This window comes from Photobacterium sp. Alg240-V54 (assembly GCF_900537155.1).
Taxonomy (GTDB): Bacteria; Pseudomonadota; Gammaproteobacteria; order Enterobacterales; family Vibrionaceae; genus Photobacterium.
The window spans coordinates 151,215-166,118 of sequence record NZ_UNRL01000001.1 but is presented as its reverse complement, the minus strand read 5'-3'; the positions used below and the strand labels follow the sequence as shown (position 1 = coordinate 166,118).

The window sequence follows — 14,904 nt, the reverse complement described above, 5'->3', positions numbered from 1 at the left end:
GTATGGCGTTTTATTGATGTGTGCTTATAGCATTAAATCAATTATATGATGCCAACAGTGAAGTGTAAGCCGTAGAAAACTCCGCGACCGATGAGCTCTGCAATAAACATCACGATAAAAGCCAGTAAACTAATGGCAGTAACGGCTTTAACTTGGTGTGCTTTAAGTGCAGAGAACAACCATAATCCTCCAGCTATCATCAGCAATACCAAGCGCGTAATAATTGACCCTGAGTAAACCGCTAAATATTCAGCCCCAGTTTGAATTGACGTGGTAATCGTTGCAATATCAACCAATTGCCAAGCAGTGATAACCACATGTAATGCAATCATGCAAACACCAAAAATTGCTAGTTTAGTGTTTAATGTCGCAGTGGTTGTTTGGGTTAGATTGAGCAATACATAACCCAGTAATACACCTGACATTAATACAGTGCCAATGAATTCAACGTAAGTAAAACTGCTATTCCAAACAGGTACAGTATTAATTAGGTATACTTTGATCATTGCCGCCATAAATATAATGCCAACGAGTGCCACAATAATACGTGCAATTTTTAATACTGATTCAGTTACTATTTTGAGCAGGTCAGCTAACCAATACAGGCCGCCAACAGCAAAAAATATACTACCAGTTAAAATTTCATTCGATAAACCAGAGTGACCAACACGGTTAAGCGCATTAAATGCCCGTAAAGGGCTGCCGAGGTGCATAGTAGATGCGGCAAAACCGATTGCCATAAATGCCCATAATACAATCATACTTAGTACTAAAGGTTGGCGATGTTTGGCTGCTGATCCCAATTGAGATAACCGTCCTGCTGTAATGATATAACCGCCGACGGCTGTTTGTGCTAATACAGTAAAGGCGACGAGGGGTAATTCAGGATATAGCATTATTTTACCTCTCGAGGATTTTGTAAAAAGCCACTGGTATCACCTACAGGCTTACCGTTTGGATTTAACTTAATGATCAAGTTTGGATGGGTAATGTTTGAATCTGGCAGTGGAGCACAATTAGCATTGGTGCCGTATTTCTTGCGCAGTTCACTGATTTCCCCAAACTCGATAGCACGTAGTGGACAACTATCAACACAAATTGGCATTAATCCTTCAGCGACACGCTCAAAACAGCCGTCACATTTAGTCATATGGCCTTTTTCTTCACTGTATTGTGGCGCACCATATGGGCATGCCATGTGGCAATATTTACAACCAATACACACATCTTCATTAACGACAACTAAACCATCTTCTTCACGTTTATGCATAGCACCTGATGGGCACACTTTAGTACAAGCTGGATCATCACAGTGATTACATGAAATTGAGAGGTAATATGAGAATACATCTTGGCGAAATACGCCGTTATTCTCACTCCAATTACCGCCAACATATTCATAAATTCGACGAAAGTTACGATCAATGCCCAGATCTTTATTGTCTTTACATGATAATTGGCAGGTCTTACAGCCTGTACATTTACTTGAATCGATGTAAAAACCGTATTGTTTTTTCGGTGTCATTATACAGCTCCCATGCTTTTAACGAGTTTCACTTCAACTAGGTTGGTGTGAGATGGGTTAGATTTTGCTAACGGACTTGGACGGCTGGTAGTGAGAACATTGATTGAACCTGCCTGATCAACACCTTTACTGTTGGGTGAATACCAAGCGCCTTCACCAAGAGCTGTAACATGGGGCATGATGCGAGGGGTGACTTTGACACGCACATTAACTTCGCCTTGCTGACTACGAACACTAACTAAATCACCATTTTTAATGCCGCGAGGTGCTGCATCTACAGGGTTCATCCACAATTCTTGCGGCGCTGCAGCTTTTAAAATATCCACATTACCGTAAGTTGAATGGGCACGCGCTTTATAGTGGAAACCGGTTAATTGTAACGGGAACTGTTCACGATCTTTAGCATCCCAACCATTAAACGTTGAGTGATACTCAGCGATAGGAGTGATGAATTCATCTTTACCAAGAGTCCATTCTTTGGCGATAACAGCCAATTGCTCTGAGTAAATTTCAATTTTTCCTGATGGTGTTGGAAGTGGATTAGCAATCGGATCTGCGCGGAAATCTTCATAAGGCACATGTGGGCGATCAAATTGCTTTTTGTAGATCCCTTGTTTACGCATAGTGTCGTAATCAGGTAAATCGGGGTCATTATTTTGCTTAACAGTTTCAGCATACATCCACTGTAACCATTGCTCTTGGCTACGACCTTCAGTAAAGGCTTGCTCAACACCCATACGCTTAGCAACGCCAGACATGATGTCGTAAATAGGTTTGCATTCAAAGCGTGGTTTAATGGCTTGGCTTGCAAAAATGAAATAGGGCATAGATGCTGCAGCACCGTCCATGCAGAAATCTGATTGTTCTGATGTGGTACAGTCTGGTAGAACAATATCTGCGTATTTGGCTGATGACGTCATGTGGTTATCAATTACCACAATCATTTCACAGGCTTTTTCATCTTGTAAAATATCGTGAGTACGGTTGATGTCAGAGTGTTGATTAATCAGACAGTTACCCGCATAGTTCCAGATAAACTTAATTGGATTATTGAGTTTTTCAGCGCCAAGAATACCATCAGTTTTATCTGTCATTTCGTTGGCACGGAAAATAGCATCGGTCCATAAAAACATTGGGATAGCTGTTTTTATTGGATTATCAATTTTAGGGAAACGAACAAAAGGGTAACTATGATTACCTTCACGAGCACCAGTACCACCACCTTGAAGGCCTACTTGACCACGCAGTAGAGATAACATCATGATAGCTTTACATGCTTGTTCACCATTGGCAGAACGTTGTAATCCCCAACCTTGAGTAATATAGGTACGGTTAGCATTACCGATTTCGCGTGCAAGTTTGATGATAATATCAGCAGGAATACCAGTAATAGGGGCTGCCCATTGTGGTGTTTTTGCTGTTTTGTCATCGCCATTACCTAAAATATAGTCTTTGTAGCTGCCATTTTTAGGTGCAGATGACGGTAATGTGGTGGCATCGTAACCAACACAGTATTTATCCAGGAAAGGCTGATCAACTTTATTTTCTGTAATTAATATATGGGCAATTGCCGCACATAATGCCGCATCAGTACCATGTTTAATTGGAATCCACTGATCTTCACGTCCACCGGCTGTATCGGTATAACGCGGATCAATACAAATAGTGCGAGTATGATGGATTTTTTGGCCATCAACAAAACTGTGAACTTGACCGCCACCAGACATACGTGTTTCTGCTGGGTTATTACCGAACATGATACATAAATCAGCATTTTGAACATCATCAATGCTGTTATTATCAACAAATGCGCCGTAGAAAAATTCACTCATACGCTCAATGTTTGCCGCAGAATAGTCACCATAGTGGTTCAAGTAACCGCCACAAAGGTTCATCATACGCGCAATAAGCGTGCTTGATGGATCCCAACTTTTTGTTACCGTTCCACCAAGGGTTCCTGTGCCATAGTTGAGGTAAATCGCATCATTACCATACTCTTTGATTGTATACTTGAGGCTATTGCCGATGATATCAAATGCTTCATCCCAACTAATACGTTGAAATTTACCTTCACCACGTTTACCAATACGTTTTAATGGGTATTTGAGACGATCGGGGTTGTAGACGCGTCGACGCATTGAACGGCCACGTAAACAGGCACGTACCTGATGAGAATGGTTAAAGACATCATCACCAGTGTTATCTGTTTCAACATACTTAATCTCACCATCAACGACATGCATTCGTAATGGGCAACGAGAACCACAGTTAACAGTACATGATGACCAAACAATGTCTTCATTGGGTTTGATCGGTGTTTCTTTAGCAATGGCTTTAACACTGGTGAATGGTAGGGACATTCCTCCTGCGGCAGCGGCCAGTAAAGAGCCACTTTTAAGCACGCTACGACGAGTTATGCTCAATGGCTTTTTTGTATTTGACACAATATATCCTTACGACATTACTTTTTGTTTGTGATGACGCAATTATGCCTTTATCAAATTATCATTTATTGTTTTGTGTCAATATATGTAAAATAGTTTCAAAGCATTATTATGTTAACGATATAAATTAATAGATGATGAGAAACTATGTTCATTTGTAATGATATGGAAAATGTAAAAGTATTAAGCAGAATTATTGGTGGCTTGTTTTATTACCATCCGAGCCAATATGAAACGGTAGGAATAAATGCTGTTTTAGCGTTAGATAACAGCGGATTTTCTCTGTTTGATAAAACCACCGCTGCCATTTCGGCGACAGATCCTCATACATTATCTGTCTGGCACGATCAATTATTCACAGGGGTTGGTGAGATGGCAGCGCCACCCTGGGGATCGGTTTATTTAGATAAAGAATCGGTAGTATTTGGTGATTCAACCCTTGCATTTCGTCATTTTTTACAGCAAAACGGAATTGAATTTGAAGCAAAACATAATGAGCCAGAAGATCAATTTGGTTTAATGGTGATGGTAATCGCCAGCTTAATTGAAGATCAACGATTTGAGGCTGTTACCGAGTTATTATCCGACCATTTATTGCCTTGGTCTGAATATTATTTACAATTATTACAACAAGCAGCACCCGTTGGTGCTTATCGTGACTTAGCTGAATTAGGTCAACATTTTATTACAGAACTTACTCAGCAGTTTGATGCCGTTAAAACACCGACTAAGATTTATTTCAATGCGTGAGTCAAAGCAATATAGCCGTCGTCAGTTATTCACACATTTTGCGCGGCCACCAGTTAAACAGTCTCGATTAGTGATCAGTAATACTTGTGATAATTTATACGGCTATTGTGAAAACTGTGTTGATTCGTGTTCAAAGCAGGCAATCACATGGTGTGCAGATCAAAAGCCTGTTATTGATACCAATAAATGCAACCGTTGCCAACAGTGCATTGATGCGTGTTTTATTTCAGCAATAACGGTGGCTGATGAGTAAATGTAAACGGATAATTGTGGTGGTATTAAGTGTTTTATTTTTGTAAGTTAAAAAAAAGCTTATATATTTACTAAGTGGAATAACCCTCATCGAACTGTGTGGTTGTTTTTAAAGTGAAATATGCAATAAAAGTATGCTTTTTCTATTATTGTGCACAGTAATATTCAGCTTATATTGATACTCTAGTGACATGTAAAATTAGATTTCAATAAGTTTATAACTTATAAGGATAAACGTTATGAATGATACACCTAAGCGTGCTTTGGTTGTTGAGGGTGGAGCAATGCGTGGTATTTTTGCTACGGGTGTTCTTGATGCATTTCTTGAAAAAGACTATAACCCTTTTGATTTTACGATCGGTGTTTCTGCAGGATCGATGGTGTTAATGGGTTACTTGTGTAAAAACCACAAACGTAATTATCAAGTGATTACGGAATATGCACGCAGTAAGTCATTTATTAACTACGTTCGCTTTGCAAAAGGGGGCAATCTTATTGATATTGATTGGCTATGGTCTGAAAGTATTAATAACTTGCCACTTGAAGTTGATAAATATGAAAGCCAAGGGATCCCGCTTTTTGCTACCACAACCAATATTGCCACTGGTGATGCTGATTATATTGAAGTGAAACGTGATAATTTACAAAGTCTGATGACCGCAACTTGTGCATTACCGATTGTTTACCGTAATTTTCCTAAAGTTGATGGTATTGCGATGAGTGATGGCGGCATTGCTGATCCTATTCCCGTTATTGAAGCCTATCGCCGTGGGGCACGTGATATTACCGTCGTACTGTCTCATGCGCAGGCTAATTTTGTTCATAGCCACCAAGTGCCGTGGTTAACCCGTAAATTTTTTAAAACCACGCCAGTATTCGGCCAAGAATTCCTGACGAAAGAATCTCGTTATAATAAGGCATTGTATTTTATTCGTAACCCGCCAGCAGATTGTCGCATTACTGCCATTGTTCCTAATAAAGATTTTTTGATTAAGCGCTTAACACGTGATGTTAATAAATTAAATGCAGGTTATGAGCTAGGACGTCAAGCAGGACTTAAGGCTATCGAAGAGGATATGAAGTAACACGTACCATATTGTATTAATAGTTTCTGGTAGTAAAAATGAGTTTTGGAAAATCGATACAGTGTATAGGTTTTCCTTTTTATCATCTAAGAGTATGGTATAGCACTAAAGATTATACGGTACAGGAAAACAATATGACGATTGTAGATGCTGCGAAGAAGCGCTATTCAACCAAAGCTTTTGATCCTTCTCGTAAGTTAACAGATGATCAATTACAACAAATTAAAGCGTTAATTCGATTAAGTGCTTCTAGTGTAAACTCACAGCCTTGGCATATTATTGTTGCCGCTACAGATGATGCAAAACAGCGTATAGCGACAGCTGCAGAAGGGCCGTATGTATTTAATAAACCTAAAATCTTAAATGCGTCACATGTATTAGTTTTTTGCTCAAAAACAACGATAGATGATGATTACTTAAATGATCTATTAGCGTGTGAACAGCAAGATGGTCGTTTCTCAAATGAACAATCCAAGCAACGCATGGTTGATGGACGTAACTTCTTCGTTGATTTTCATCGAAAAACATTAGGTGACGCTGATCATTGGATGCAGAAACAAGTATATCTTAATATTGGTTCATTGCTATTAGGTGTTGCTGCAATGGGAATTGATGCGGTGCCTCTTGAAGGTTTTGATCGTGAGACTTTAGATAAAGAATTTGATCTTAATGCGCAAGGTTTTACAAGCTTAGTTGTTGTACCTATCGGTTATCATAGTGCTGATGATTTTAATGCTGAGGTGCCAAAATCACGTTGGCAGAATGAGACAATTTTTACGGAGTGTTAACTGATGATTTATTTATTAGCAGAAATTAAAGCAAATGCTCATTGTATTGAGAAAGCACAAGCATTATTAGAGTCACTTATTGCGCCAACACATTTAGAAGCAGGCTGTGAAAGTTATAAATTGTTTGCTGATCAAAATGAAGCAGGTTTATTTGTAATGCAAGAAATGTGGCAGTCACAAGCACATCTTGATGCGCATTTAGAAAGTGCTCATTTTCTTAACTTTTTAACTGCCGCTGATGAATATAAATTATTTGAGTATGTGAAATTACGTCCAATGAATTTAGTTGGGTAATTTAGCGTTATATCATGATATACGCTAAATAAAAGCCACTGATGGTATTTGTTTGAATAACAAATATCGGCGGTGGCTTTTTTATTGAGCCTTCAGGCTGTTTTAGAAATGATTATGCTGTAGTTGGGCGTAAGCCACTAATTATTAGGTTTTTGTCAACTTTATAATCGGTCGCATAATGACGTAGTTTACAGTTATTACCATCATGGCAACCACAGCTAAGGCAGCGTTTAGCTTCATTAATCGCAACTTGATCGCTATAACCTGTTTCAACTTCATTAAAACTTAAATGGCGTTCATGCAGCTTAAGTTCTGCCATTTTATTGCGCATAACTTGTGTTAAAGCATGTTCTAGTTCTGTTTCAATATCAGTGGCATTATTAGTTGATAATAATGAACGCATCACATCTTTGAGCTTGTTGACATGATCTGGACGAATTAAGTGTCCACGGCTAACATTACGCTCACGGAATGATTCAGTGTAAAGCTTCTCCATATCGCCACTAAAATTAGCATCAATAGCTTGTGCTGCTTTACGACCATCAGCAATGGCTTCAATGGCTGTTGCTGGTCCACGACGAAAATCACCGATACCAAAAATTTTGTCGACGCCTGAATACATCGTTTGCTCATCAGTATCAAGCGTGTTCCAACGACTCATTGGTAACTCAACGTTATCATCATCTAAAAAGCGCGTATCTGTTTTTTGTGAAACAGCGGCAATCACAGTATCAAATTCAGCATAGATATATTCACCTGTTGCTTTAGGTGAGCAACGACCAGAAGCGTCAGGTTCACCCAGTGCCATAGTTTCTAATTTAACTTGGCATACGCGACCATTTTCATCTGCAATATTTTCAACAGGGTTGGTTAAAAATAAGAATTTAACGCCTTCATGTTCAGCTTCTTCAATTTCATATAATTCAGCGGGCATTTCATCACGAGTACGACGATAGATCAGGGTCGTGTCTGCGCCTAAGCGTAATGCTGTTCGAGAACAGTCGATAGCTGTATTACCACCACCAATCACGGCCACTTTTTTACCAATCGTGTATTGCTTATCCAATATTTGATCTTTTAAAAAGTCGACACCAAGATAATGGCCTTCAAGGTCTGTACCCTCATAGCGCATTTCACTTGCAAGTGAAGCACCGACAGCCAGACACACTGCGTCATAATCTTGTTTTAGTGACGATAAGCTAAAATCAGTCCCTAATTTTTTATTGGTTTCGATTGTCATACCGTTACGACACATGATGTCAATTTCTTGATCTAACACATCTTTAGGTAAGCGGTATTCTGGAATACCATAACGTAACCAACCGCCAGCTTGTGGCATTGATTCAAAAATAGTGACGGTGTAACCTTCGTTACTCAGGAAATAGCCACAACTTAATCCACCAGGGCCTGCACCAACAATAGCAATTCGCTGTGGTTTAGCTGTTTTTTTCGTTGGCGTATAAGCCTGCATTGATGCTAAATCTATATCGGCGGCATAGCGTTTAATTTGGCGAATTGCAATTGAACCATCGACTAATTTGCGCTGACATTTGGCTTCACAAAAAGCAGGACACACTCGACCAATAGACAGTGGCATTGGTAAGGTTTTCTTGATAACTTCAATCGCTTTTTGCGGCTGATTAGTGGCAATAAAATACAGATAAGATTGAATATCTACATCTGCTGGGCAAGCAACTTGGCAAGGTGGCACGCTACAACTGATATTAGGTGCAGATAAAAGATGCTCAAGCGCATGCTTACGCTGTTGGATCAAAGCAGAAGAGATGGTGGTTACGTTCATGCCTTCAGTAGGGTAGACACGACATGATTTAACTGTTCCACGGTGCTCAATTTCCACGTCACATAAATCACAATTATGATCAAAACCATCGAGATCACAGAGTGATGGGATTGTAATGCCACATTGTTGTGCAGCTTTGAGTAAGGTTTGACTTTTATTTACCTTAAACGTTTTACCGTCAATAATGATATTTACCATTAAGAGTCTCTATTCTTGTCATCGACTGAGAGCAAAGTTGTTTTAATAACGTGGTGTGCCCCAGTGATTTTTAATTATTGTATGAATTACCTAAAAGGCTATATCCGTATAAGCCAAAGATACGAATTGTTTATAAAAAGCAGAGAGTAAACTGTCTATTTTATATTCGTAGTACAAATAGGGACGGCATAATAGCATGATACCTTATAGGGATAAAGAGGCCTTGATTGTGGCATTTTTTGATTTATTTCTTTTAAAATCATTAGATTAAATAAGGTAAGCGTTTGCGTTACACCAGTTTAATCGTTATTTACAGCAGGATGTTGAGCGAGACTAATAAGAATAATTATTATTTATTCACGTTTGTTTTTGGCTTAGTTATTGTTGGTAATGCTCAGATGGTATAATCTAATGTCCATTTTAAGGGGGAACGCAATGTCAAAAAGTATTTTTTTATTACGTCATGGCCAAACAGTCTTTAATGCACAACAGCGTTTACAAGGACATTGTAATTCTAAGTTAACAGATTTAGGACAGCAGCAAGCATTAGCGATTGGTCTATCACTAAAAAATAAATTAGCCAATAAAAGACAATGGACTATTTATGCCAGTCCATTAGGCCGTGCAGTTCAAACTGCCGAAATTGTTGCACAACAAATAGGTATTGACCCAAGTGATATTGTGCAAGATGCGCGTTTACAAGAGTTTTGTTTGGGGGATTGGGAACAAGCTTATATTCCAGATCTTAAAATCAAGCAGCCACGACTTTGTGAGCAGAAAGATTGGTATTTAATGGCACCAAACGCTGAATCATATTATGGCGTTAAAGATCGCATTGAAGACTTTTTAGCCGATATCTCAGTTTCAGATAATGCGATTGTGATTTCACATGGTTTAACCGGGGCTGTTTTTCGTGGCGTGTATGTTGGCATGACCTATGATGAGGTGTTCTCTCAAGATTTACCGCAAGATGCTTATTTTTTATTAGCAAATGATAAAATTAGTCGTATTCAATGTGATATTCACAGTGCCATGACTCTGACGGTTTAAATCATTATCACAGCAAGCCAAGTATCCTTTTTATCTTTAACGATTTATCTTTCCTTTTACGATAAAGTGTAATAAAACTTACTTTAAGTGACAAATTTATACTTGTGTTCATGGTTGGTTCATTTACAAGGCGCTACTATTTAGAACGATAATAAAAGTATTGAATTAATGTTCGCATAAGCAGACATATCAGGTAGATGATAAATGTTAAGATAACTTAACGGCCTGATTGATATGATTTTAGAGAGGCGTGTCCATGAGAAATTTACTTACTGGTTTTTTTGCTGTTGTAATCGGCTTATTTGCAGTTTCTTTTGCTGCTATTATGGCACTATTTCTTGGTATTGCAGCGATGATTGCGAAACCATTTATTAAACGTAAACTTGCTGCCGAAGGTATGCAATACGAAGAAAAGAACTTTACAGAAGGTTTTGCTGGCCAAGATGAAACAATGAATAGTGTGTTTCGTCAACAACGTCAAACGACATCAAATGTGATTGATGGCGAATGCGAAGATGTAACAATTCGAAAATTTTAATCGACACCGACATACCTATCATAATAAAAACGCTTAGCCTTATTGCTAGGCGTTTTTATTGGTTTTTTGAAATGTTGATTATTGCACGTTGTAGGCTTTTGCCTTCACCATATTACGATACTGAGAAGGGCTAATATTAAACTCTTTTTGAAACCGTGTTGAAAAATGATACGGATCTTTATATCCCACCTGTTCTGATACATCAGACAATGACATTCCAAAATCACGCAACAACTCTTTAGCGGTTTCCATTCGTATCTTTTGCAAATATTGATGCGGTGCTTGGCCGACTTGGTCTTTAAATTTACGATTGAAACTACGTAAAGGTAGGCCACAATGCTGAGCAATTTGCTGAGTCGTTAATGGTTGTGACATACAACGCTGCATCCAATCTTGTGCTTGAGCAATAGATTCATCAAATTGTACTTGGCCACCAATTTCATAAAAAGGTTGATGACCCGATTTGCTAATTTCATGCCCATAATGAGTTTCGATAGTATTGGCGATTTTCTGGCCATAATATTTAGAAATTAAAAACAGCACCATTTCTGTCTGTGAGTTAATACTTTCAGTACAATAAAGGCCATTAGCCGACGTAATAGAAGCTTGGCGGTTAAGTTTTATTTGTGGATAGCGTTGTGAGAATTTGTCATAAAAGTACCAATGAGTCGTGGCTGTTTGGTGGTTTAATAAGCCGGTTTCAGCCAACCAAGTAACACCTGTCCCTGTGGCTATTATTTGCGCACCATTATGGTATTGCTTAATTAGCCATGCGGGTATTTGAGGATGCTTTGCGATTGAAGATATCGGGTTTCCCCACATCGGAGGCACAATAATGATGTCAAAATTTGTCTCATCTTCAAAGGTAATATCGGGTTGAATGCGAATGCCTGCGGTTAAAGTAGGGGATGCTAAACTAGAAGCAATCAGTTTAATTTCAAACGGCGATTGTTGCTGAGTTTTACGATCACGCAGACTTGCGGCGCTGGTTAACATCTCTGCACTTAATGAGATTCCAGTGATAAGTGCTCGATGGAAAAGAATAAAACCTACCCGCATTATTTTTGTTTCCGTGATAATTGATTACAAAACATACGTTAGTGTAATATTTTGGTTAGTTTGGCTGGAATGCAAGTAATTTTGGCACAAACGTAGAGTGAATCATAGGTTAATACTGATATTCTGATTTCAACGGTGTATTAAATCGATCTCAGGATATTAAAATGGCAAAATTACCGCTCATTGTTGGTTTAGGTGGCATCAATGCCGCTGGTCGTAGTTCAGGTTTTCATAGTTATAAGCTGATGATCGCTGATGTGCTCTCTGATGATGCAATGCAATCAACATGGCAAGATCTCGCTCGACGTATGGGATTGAGTGACGATGGCGCTATTACCGAAGATATTATTACCGCGATTAAAGCAGGCACCTGTGTGCGCCGTATTCATTCTTTCGATCCTGATAATTTGCTGTATCAATATAAAGCGAATTTAAATTCAGCAGATGATCAGATCACATTTACATTACGTAAATCTAAATTACCCAATCATATTCCGTCGAACTGGCAAGTTGATATTCAAGGTGCAAAAGCAGTGATCACCGTAACGGGTAACCTTGACGCATTAGTTGAAGGCCGCGTTGCTTTTCCTGTTTCAAGTGGCGGTAATATTCCTACTGGTTTTGAACCAAGCAAATTATACAATTCTCGCTTTCACCCACGAGGCTTGTCGCTAACGGTATATGGCGCTTCAGATGCCCTTAATTCATTAGGTTTTGAGTGGGATGAAGTGTTACGTCATATTCGCCCTGATGAAGTATCTGTATACGCTGGTAGCGGGTTAGCACAAATTGATGATAATTCGTTAGGAGGTATGATTGCTGCACACCTTACTGGTGGGCGTGTTAGTTCAAAGATGATGGCACTATCCTTTGCCGAAATGCCAGCAGATTTTATTAACGGCTATGTGATCAACAGTATTGGCGCAACAGGTACGAATATGGGGGCATGTGCAACGTTCCTTTATAACCTTCGCCAAGGTATGCATGATATCCAGCATGGCAAAGCAAAAGTTGTGATTGTCGGTAATGCTGAAGCACCGGTAGAGCCTGAGATCATGGAAGGCTTTAGAGTGATGGGCGCTCTAGCTGAAGACGAACAATTAAAAGCGCTTGATGGTATAGATAGTGTTGATAACCGTCGAGCTTGTCGTCCATTCTCATCTAATGCTGGTTTTACAATGGCAGAGTCTGCCCAATTTGTGGTGCTGATGGATGATGAATTAGCTCTTGAGTTAGGTGCTAATATTTATGGTTCTGTAGCTGATGTGTTTGTTAATGCAGATGCCAATAAAAAGTCAATTTCAGCGCCAGGTGTAGGTAACTATGTCACTGTGGCAAAAGCGGCGGCATTGGCAAAGGCGATCCTTGGTGAAGAGGGCATGAAGCAAACATTTGTCCAAGCACATGGTACCGGAACACCACAAAACCGCGTAACAGAAAGCCATATTCTTAATGAAGTTGCTAAAACGTTTGGCATTGAAAGTTGGCCTGTTGCTGCCATTAAATCGTATGTAGGTCATTCAATGAGCGTCGCTGCTGGTGATCAACTTGTTGCTTCTCTTGGTGTATGGCAATACGGTTGGTTACCCGCGATTAATACCATTGATCATATTGCTGATGATGTACATTGCTCTAATTTAAATATTTTAATGGAGCACACCTATGCGGGTGAGTGCGGTCAAAACTACAAAGCCGTTATTCTTAATGCGAAAGGTTTTGGTGGTAATAATGCTTCGGGTTTAGTGCTATCACCACAACAAACTATTGCGATGTTAACCGCCAAATACGGTCATGATGTAATGGCTGCTTATCAAGTACGCCATCAGGCTGTTAAAGCTGTTACCAGTAGTAATGATATTAATGCATGCCAAGGACAAGAAACTATTCGTTATCAGTTTGGTGAAGCGGTGATGGACGAGCATTCAGTAACGATTACACCTGATGCGATTAAATTGTCTGAGTTTGAACACGCTATTGTGCTTGATAGTGTTAACCCTTACGCAGATTACAACTAGAATCAAAGAAAACAACAAGCAGGTTATTGATGACCTGCTTTTTATTACTATCCACAATGAATAACAAGGATCTAGCTTTGTGACTAGAAAAAAAAGGGTAGCAATATGGGTGGGTATCGCCACGTTATTTGCCGCATCAACATCGGCTTATAGTGCAACATGTACTCATGATAGTGATGTTTTACCATTGTGGAATAGCAGTACGAGTCGTAGTGCTATTACGCAGTTTGTTAACGAAGTTACAACCATCGGTAATCCTGATTACGTCAAGCCCAGTGCACGTATTGCAGTGTTAGATAATGATGGTACCTTGTGGCCTGAAAAGCCAACTTATACGCAGTTTTTGTTTGCCTTTAGTCAGATTAAGCATGAAAGTGCACAACATCCTGAGTGGAAAACAGAAACACCGTATAAGTGGGTACTCGATAACAACACCAACGCTATTTTTGCAAAAGGTTGGGGCGCTTTACTGCCTATTCTTGCAACATCTCAAGCTGGGTTAACACCTGAGCAATACAATAAAGATGTCTTAAATTGGCTCTCAACAGCGCAGTCGCCTCGTTTTAAACGCCCATATACCGACTTAGTTTATCAACCTATGATTGAGCTGATAGATTATCTCCATGCGCATCAATTTAAGGTGTTTATTGTAACGGGTGCTGGTGGTGCTTTTGTTAAACCGTGGAGCGAAGCTATCTATCACATTCCCGCTGAAAACGTGATTGGTACTGCCTTTGGTTACACTTATAAAGATGGCACTTTGATTAAAAATAATAAGTTAGTCTACATTGATGACGGCCCACAAAAAGCGATCAATATTGCGACCATTATTGGTAAGCGTCCTATCCTTGCGGTGGGTAACTCAACGGGTGATAAAGCGATGCTATCATGGACAACCTCTCAAAAAGGCGCCAGCCTAGGGATGTTGATCCATCACACTGATGCTGAACGTGAGTGGCAATATGGCGCTGATTCTTTTGAAGGTAAATTCACACCAGCATTGATGCAAGCTGCACAACAGCATCAGTGGCAAGTGGTTGATATGAAAAAAGATTGGTGCCGAATCTTTCCGACAAAAGCGGAGCGTCGTTCATTATAGTGAGTT

14 protein-coding genes are annotated in these 14,904 nt (G+C 39.4%); 9 read left to right on the top strand and 5 right to left on the bottom strand.

Annotated features, from left to right (window positions below; genetic code table 11):
* Positions 1-41 precede the first annotated feature (41 nt).
* Genes G6R09_RS00800 through G6R09_RS00790 form a run of 3 tightly spaced genes read right to left on the bottom strand, consistent with a single transcriptional unit; the run spans position 42 to position 3,969 of the window.
* Positions 42-896, bottom strand: a complete 855-nt coding sequence (locus tag G6R09_RS00800; protein WP_107272691.1) for a DmsC/YnfH family molybdoenzyme membrane anchor subunit — start codon at positions 894-896, stop codon at positions 42-44.
* Positions 896-1,525: a DMSO/selenate family reductase complex B subunit gene (locus G6R09_RS00795; protein ID WP_065167657.1), complete on the bottom strand. Its 630-nt coding sequence runs from the start codon at positions 1,523-1,525 to the stop codon at positions 896-898. Before G6R09_RS00795 ends, G6R09_RS00800 begins: the two co-directional genes overlap by 1 nt.
* Entirely contained in the window at positions 1,525-3,969 is a 2,445-nt protein-coding gene (locus G6R09_RS00790) for a DmsA/YnfE/YnfF family dimethyl sulfoxide reductase (protein ID WP_163920034.1), read from the bottom strand. Before G6R09_RS00790 ends, G6R09_RS00795 begins: the two co-directional genes overlap by 1 nt.
* A 147-nt stretch (positions 3,970-4,116) precedes the next feature.
* Between G6R09_RS00790 and G6R09_RS00785 the strand changes: the two genes are divergently transcribed.
* The 5 genes from G6R09_RS00785 (at position 4,117) to G6R09_RS00765 (ending at position 7,138) form a co-directional block, all read left to right on the top strand.
* Complete coding sequence (locus tag G6R09_RS00785; protein WP_082955699.1) at positions 4,117-4,719, top strand: molecular chaperone TorD family protein; 603 nt, start codon at positions 4,117-4,119, stop codon at positions 4,717-4,719.
* Positions 4,712-4,972 carry a 4Fe-4S binding protein gene (locus G6R09_RS00780; RefSeq protein ID WP_065167655.1) on the top strand — a complete coding sequence of 87 codons (261 nt, stop codon included), beginning with the start codon at positions 4,712-4,714 and terminating at the stop codon, positions 4,970-4,972. Before G6R09_RS00785 ends, G6R09_RS00780 begins: the two co-directional genes overlap by 8 nt.
* 238 nt (positions 4,973-5,210) lie before the next feature.
* The gene (locus G6R09_RS00775; protein WP_065167654.1) at positions 5,211-6,056 is read left to right on the top strand and encodes a patatin family protein; all 846 of its coding nucleotides are present in this window, start codon (positions 5,211-5,213) and stop codon (positions 6,054-6,056) included.
* 134 nt (positions 6,057-6,190) lie between these two features.
* Positions 6,191-6,844, top strand: coding sequence for an oxygen-insensitive NAD(P)H nitroreductase (nfsB, locus tag G6R09_RS00770; protein WP_065167653.1), 654 nt, complete (start codon positions 6,191-6,193; stop codon positions 6,842-6,844).
* A gap of 3 nt (positions 6,845-6,847) precedes the next feature.
* A complete protein-coding gene (locus G6R09_RS00765) occupies positions 6,848-7,138 on the top strand; it encodes a putative quinol monooxygenase (protein ID WP_065167652.1) in 291 nt (96 codons plus the stop codon).
* 112 nt (positions 7,139-7,250) lie between these two features.
* Here the strand turns inward: G6R09_RS00765 and G6R09_RS00760 are convergent, their stop codons facing one another.
* Positions 7,251-9,137: an FAD-dependent oxidoreductase gene (locus G6R09_RS00760; RefSeq protein WP_163920032.1), complete on the bottom strand. Its 1,887-nt coding sequence runs from the start codon at positions 9,135-9,137 to the stop codon at positions 7,251-7,253.
* Positions 9,138-9,572: 435 nt separating this feature from the next.
* Here G6R09_RS00760 and G6R09_RS00755 point away from each other — a divergent pair, with 435 nt between their 5' ends.
* Positions 9,573-10,187, top strand: coding sequence for a histidine phosphatase family protein (locus G6R09_RS00755; protein ID WP_065167650.1), 615 nt, complete (start codon positions 9,573-9,575; stop codon positions 10,185-10,187).
* A 256-nt stretch (positions 10,188-10,443) separates the two neighbouring features.
* Positions 10,444-10,725: a hypothetical protein gene (locus tag G6R09_RS00750; RefSeq protein ID WP_163920030.1), complete on the top strand. Its 282-nt coding sequence runs from the start codon at positions 10,444-10,446 to the stop codon at positions 10,723-10,725.
* Positions 10,726-10,803: 78 nt separating this feature from the next.
* Here G6R09_RS00750 and G6R09_RS00745 read toward each other — a convergent pair whose 3' ends face one another.
* The gene (locus tag G6R09_RS00745) at positions 10,804-11,784 is read right to left on the bottom strand and encodes a GlxA family transcriptional regulator (protein WP_065167648.1); all 981 of its coding nucleotides are present in this window, start codon (positions 11,782-11,784) and stop codon (positions 10,804-10,806) included.
* A gap of 164 nt (positions 11,785-11,948) precedes the next feature.
* Here G6R09_RS00745 and G6R09_RS00740 point away from each other — a divergent pair, with 164 nt between their 5' ends.
* Positions 11,949-13,799 carry a beta-ketoacyl synthase gene (locus G6R09_RS00740; RefSeq protein ID WP_163920028.1) on the top strand — a complete coding sequence of 617 codons (1,851 nt, stop codon included), beginning with the start codon at positions 11,949-11,951 and terminating at the stop codon, positions 13,797-13,799.
* 79 nt (positions 13,800-13,878) lie between these two features.
* Entirely contained in the window at positions 13,879-14,898 is a 1,020-nt protein-coding gene (locus G6R09_RS00735; RefSeq protein ID WP_240345677.1) for an HAD family phosphatase, read from the top strand.
* Positions 14,899-14,904: the final 6 nt, after the last annotated feature.

Coding starts and splice junctions, on each gene's coding strand:
- G6R09_RS00780 (WP_065167655.1), top strand. CDS start 4,712: ATGCGTGAGTCAAAGCAATATAGCCGTCGTCAGTTATTCACACATTTT.
- G6R09_RS00765 (WP_065167652.1), top strand. CDS start 6,848: ATGATTTATTTATTAGCAGAAATTAAAGCAAATGCTCATTGTATTGAG.
- G6R09_RS00760 (WP_163920032.1), bottom strand. CDS start 9,137: ATGGTAAATATCATTATTGACGGTAAAACGTTTAAGGTAAATAAAAGT.
- nfsB (WP_065167653.1), top strand. CDS start 6,191: ATGACGATTGTAGATGCTGCGAAGAAGCGCTATTCAACCAAAGCTTTT.
- G6R09_RS00740 (WP_163920028.1), top strand. CDS start 11,949: ATGGCAAAATTACCGCTCATTGTTGGTTTAGGTGGCATCAATGCCGCT.
- G6R09_RS00775 (WP_065167654.1), top strand. CDS start 5,211: ATGAATGATACACCTAAGCGTGCTTTGGTTGTTGAGGGTGGAGCAATG.
- G6R09_RS00745 (WP_065167648.1), bottom strand. CDS start 11,784: ATGCGGGTAGGTTTTATTCTTTTCCATCGAGCACTTATCACTGGAATC.
- G6R09_RS00795 (WP_065167657.1), bottom strand. CDS start 1,525: ATGACACCGAAAAAACAATACGGTTTTTACATCGATTCAAGTAAATGT.
- G6R09_RS00755 (WP_065167650.1), top strand. CDS start 9,573: ATGTCAAAAAGTATTTTTTTATTACGTCATGGCCAAACAGTCTTTAAT.
- G6R09_RS00800 (WP_107272691.1), bottom strand. CDS start 896: ATGCTATATCCTGAATTACCCCTCGTCGCCTTTACTGTATTAGCACAA.
- G6R09_RS00785 (WP_082955699.1), top strand. CDS start 4,117: ATGTTCATTTGTAATGATATGGAAAATGTAAAAGTATTAAGCAGAATT.
- G6R09_RS00750 (WP_163920030.1), top strand. CDS start 10,444: ATGAGAAATTTACTTACTGGTTTTTTTGCTGTTGTAATCGGCTTATTT.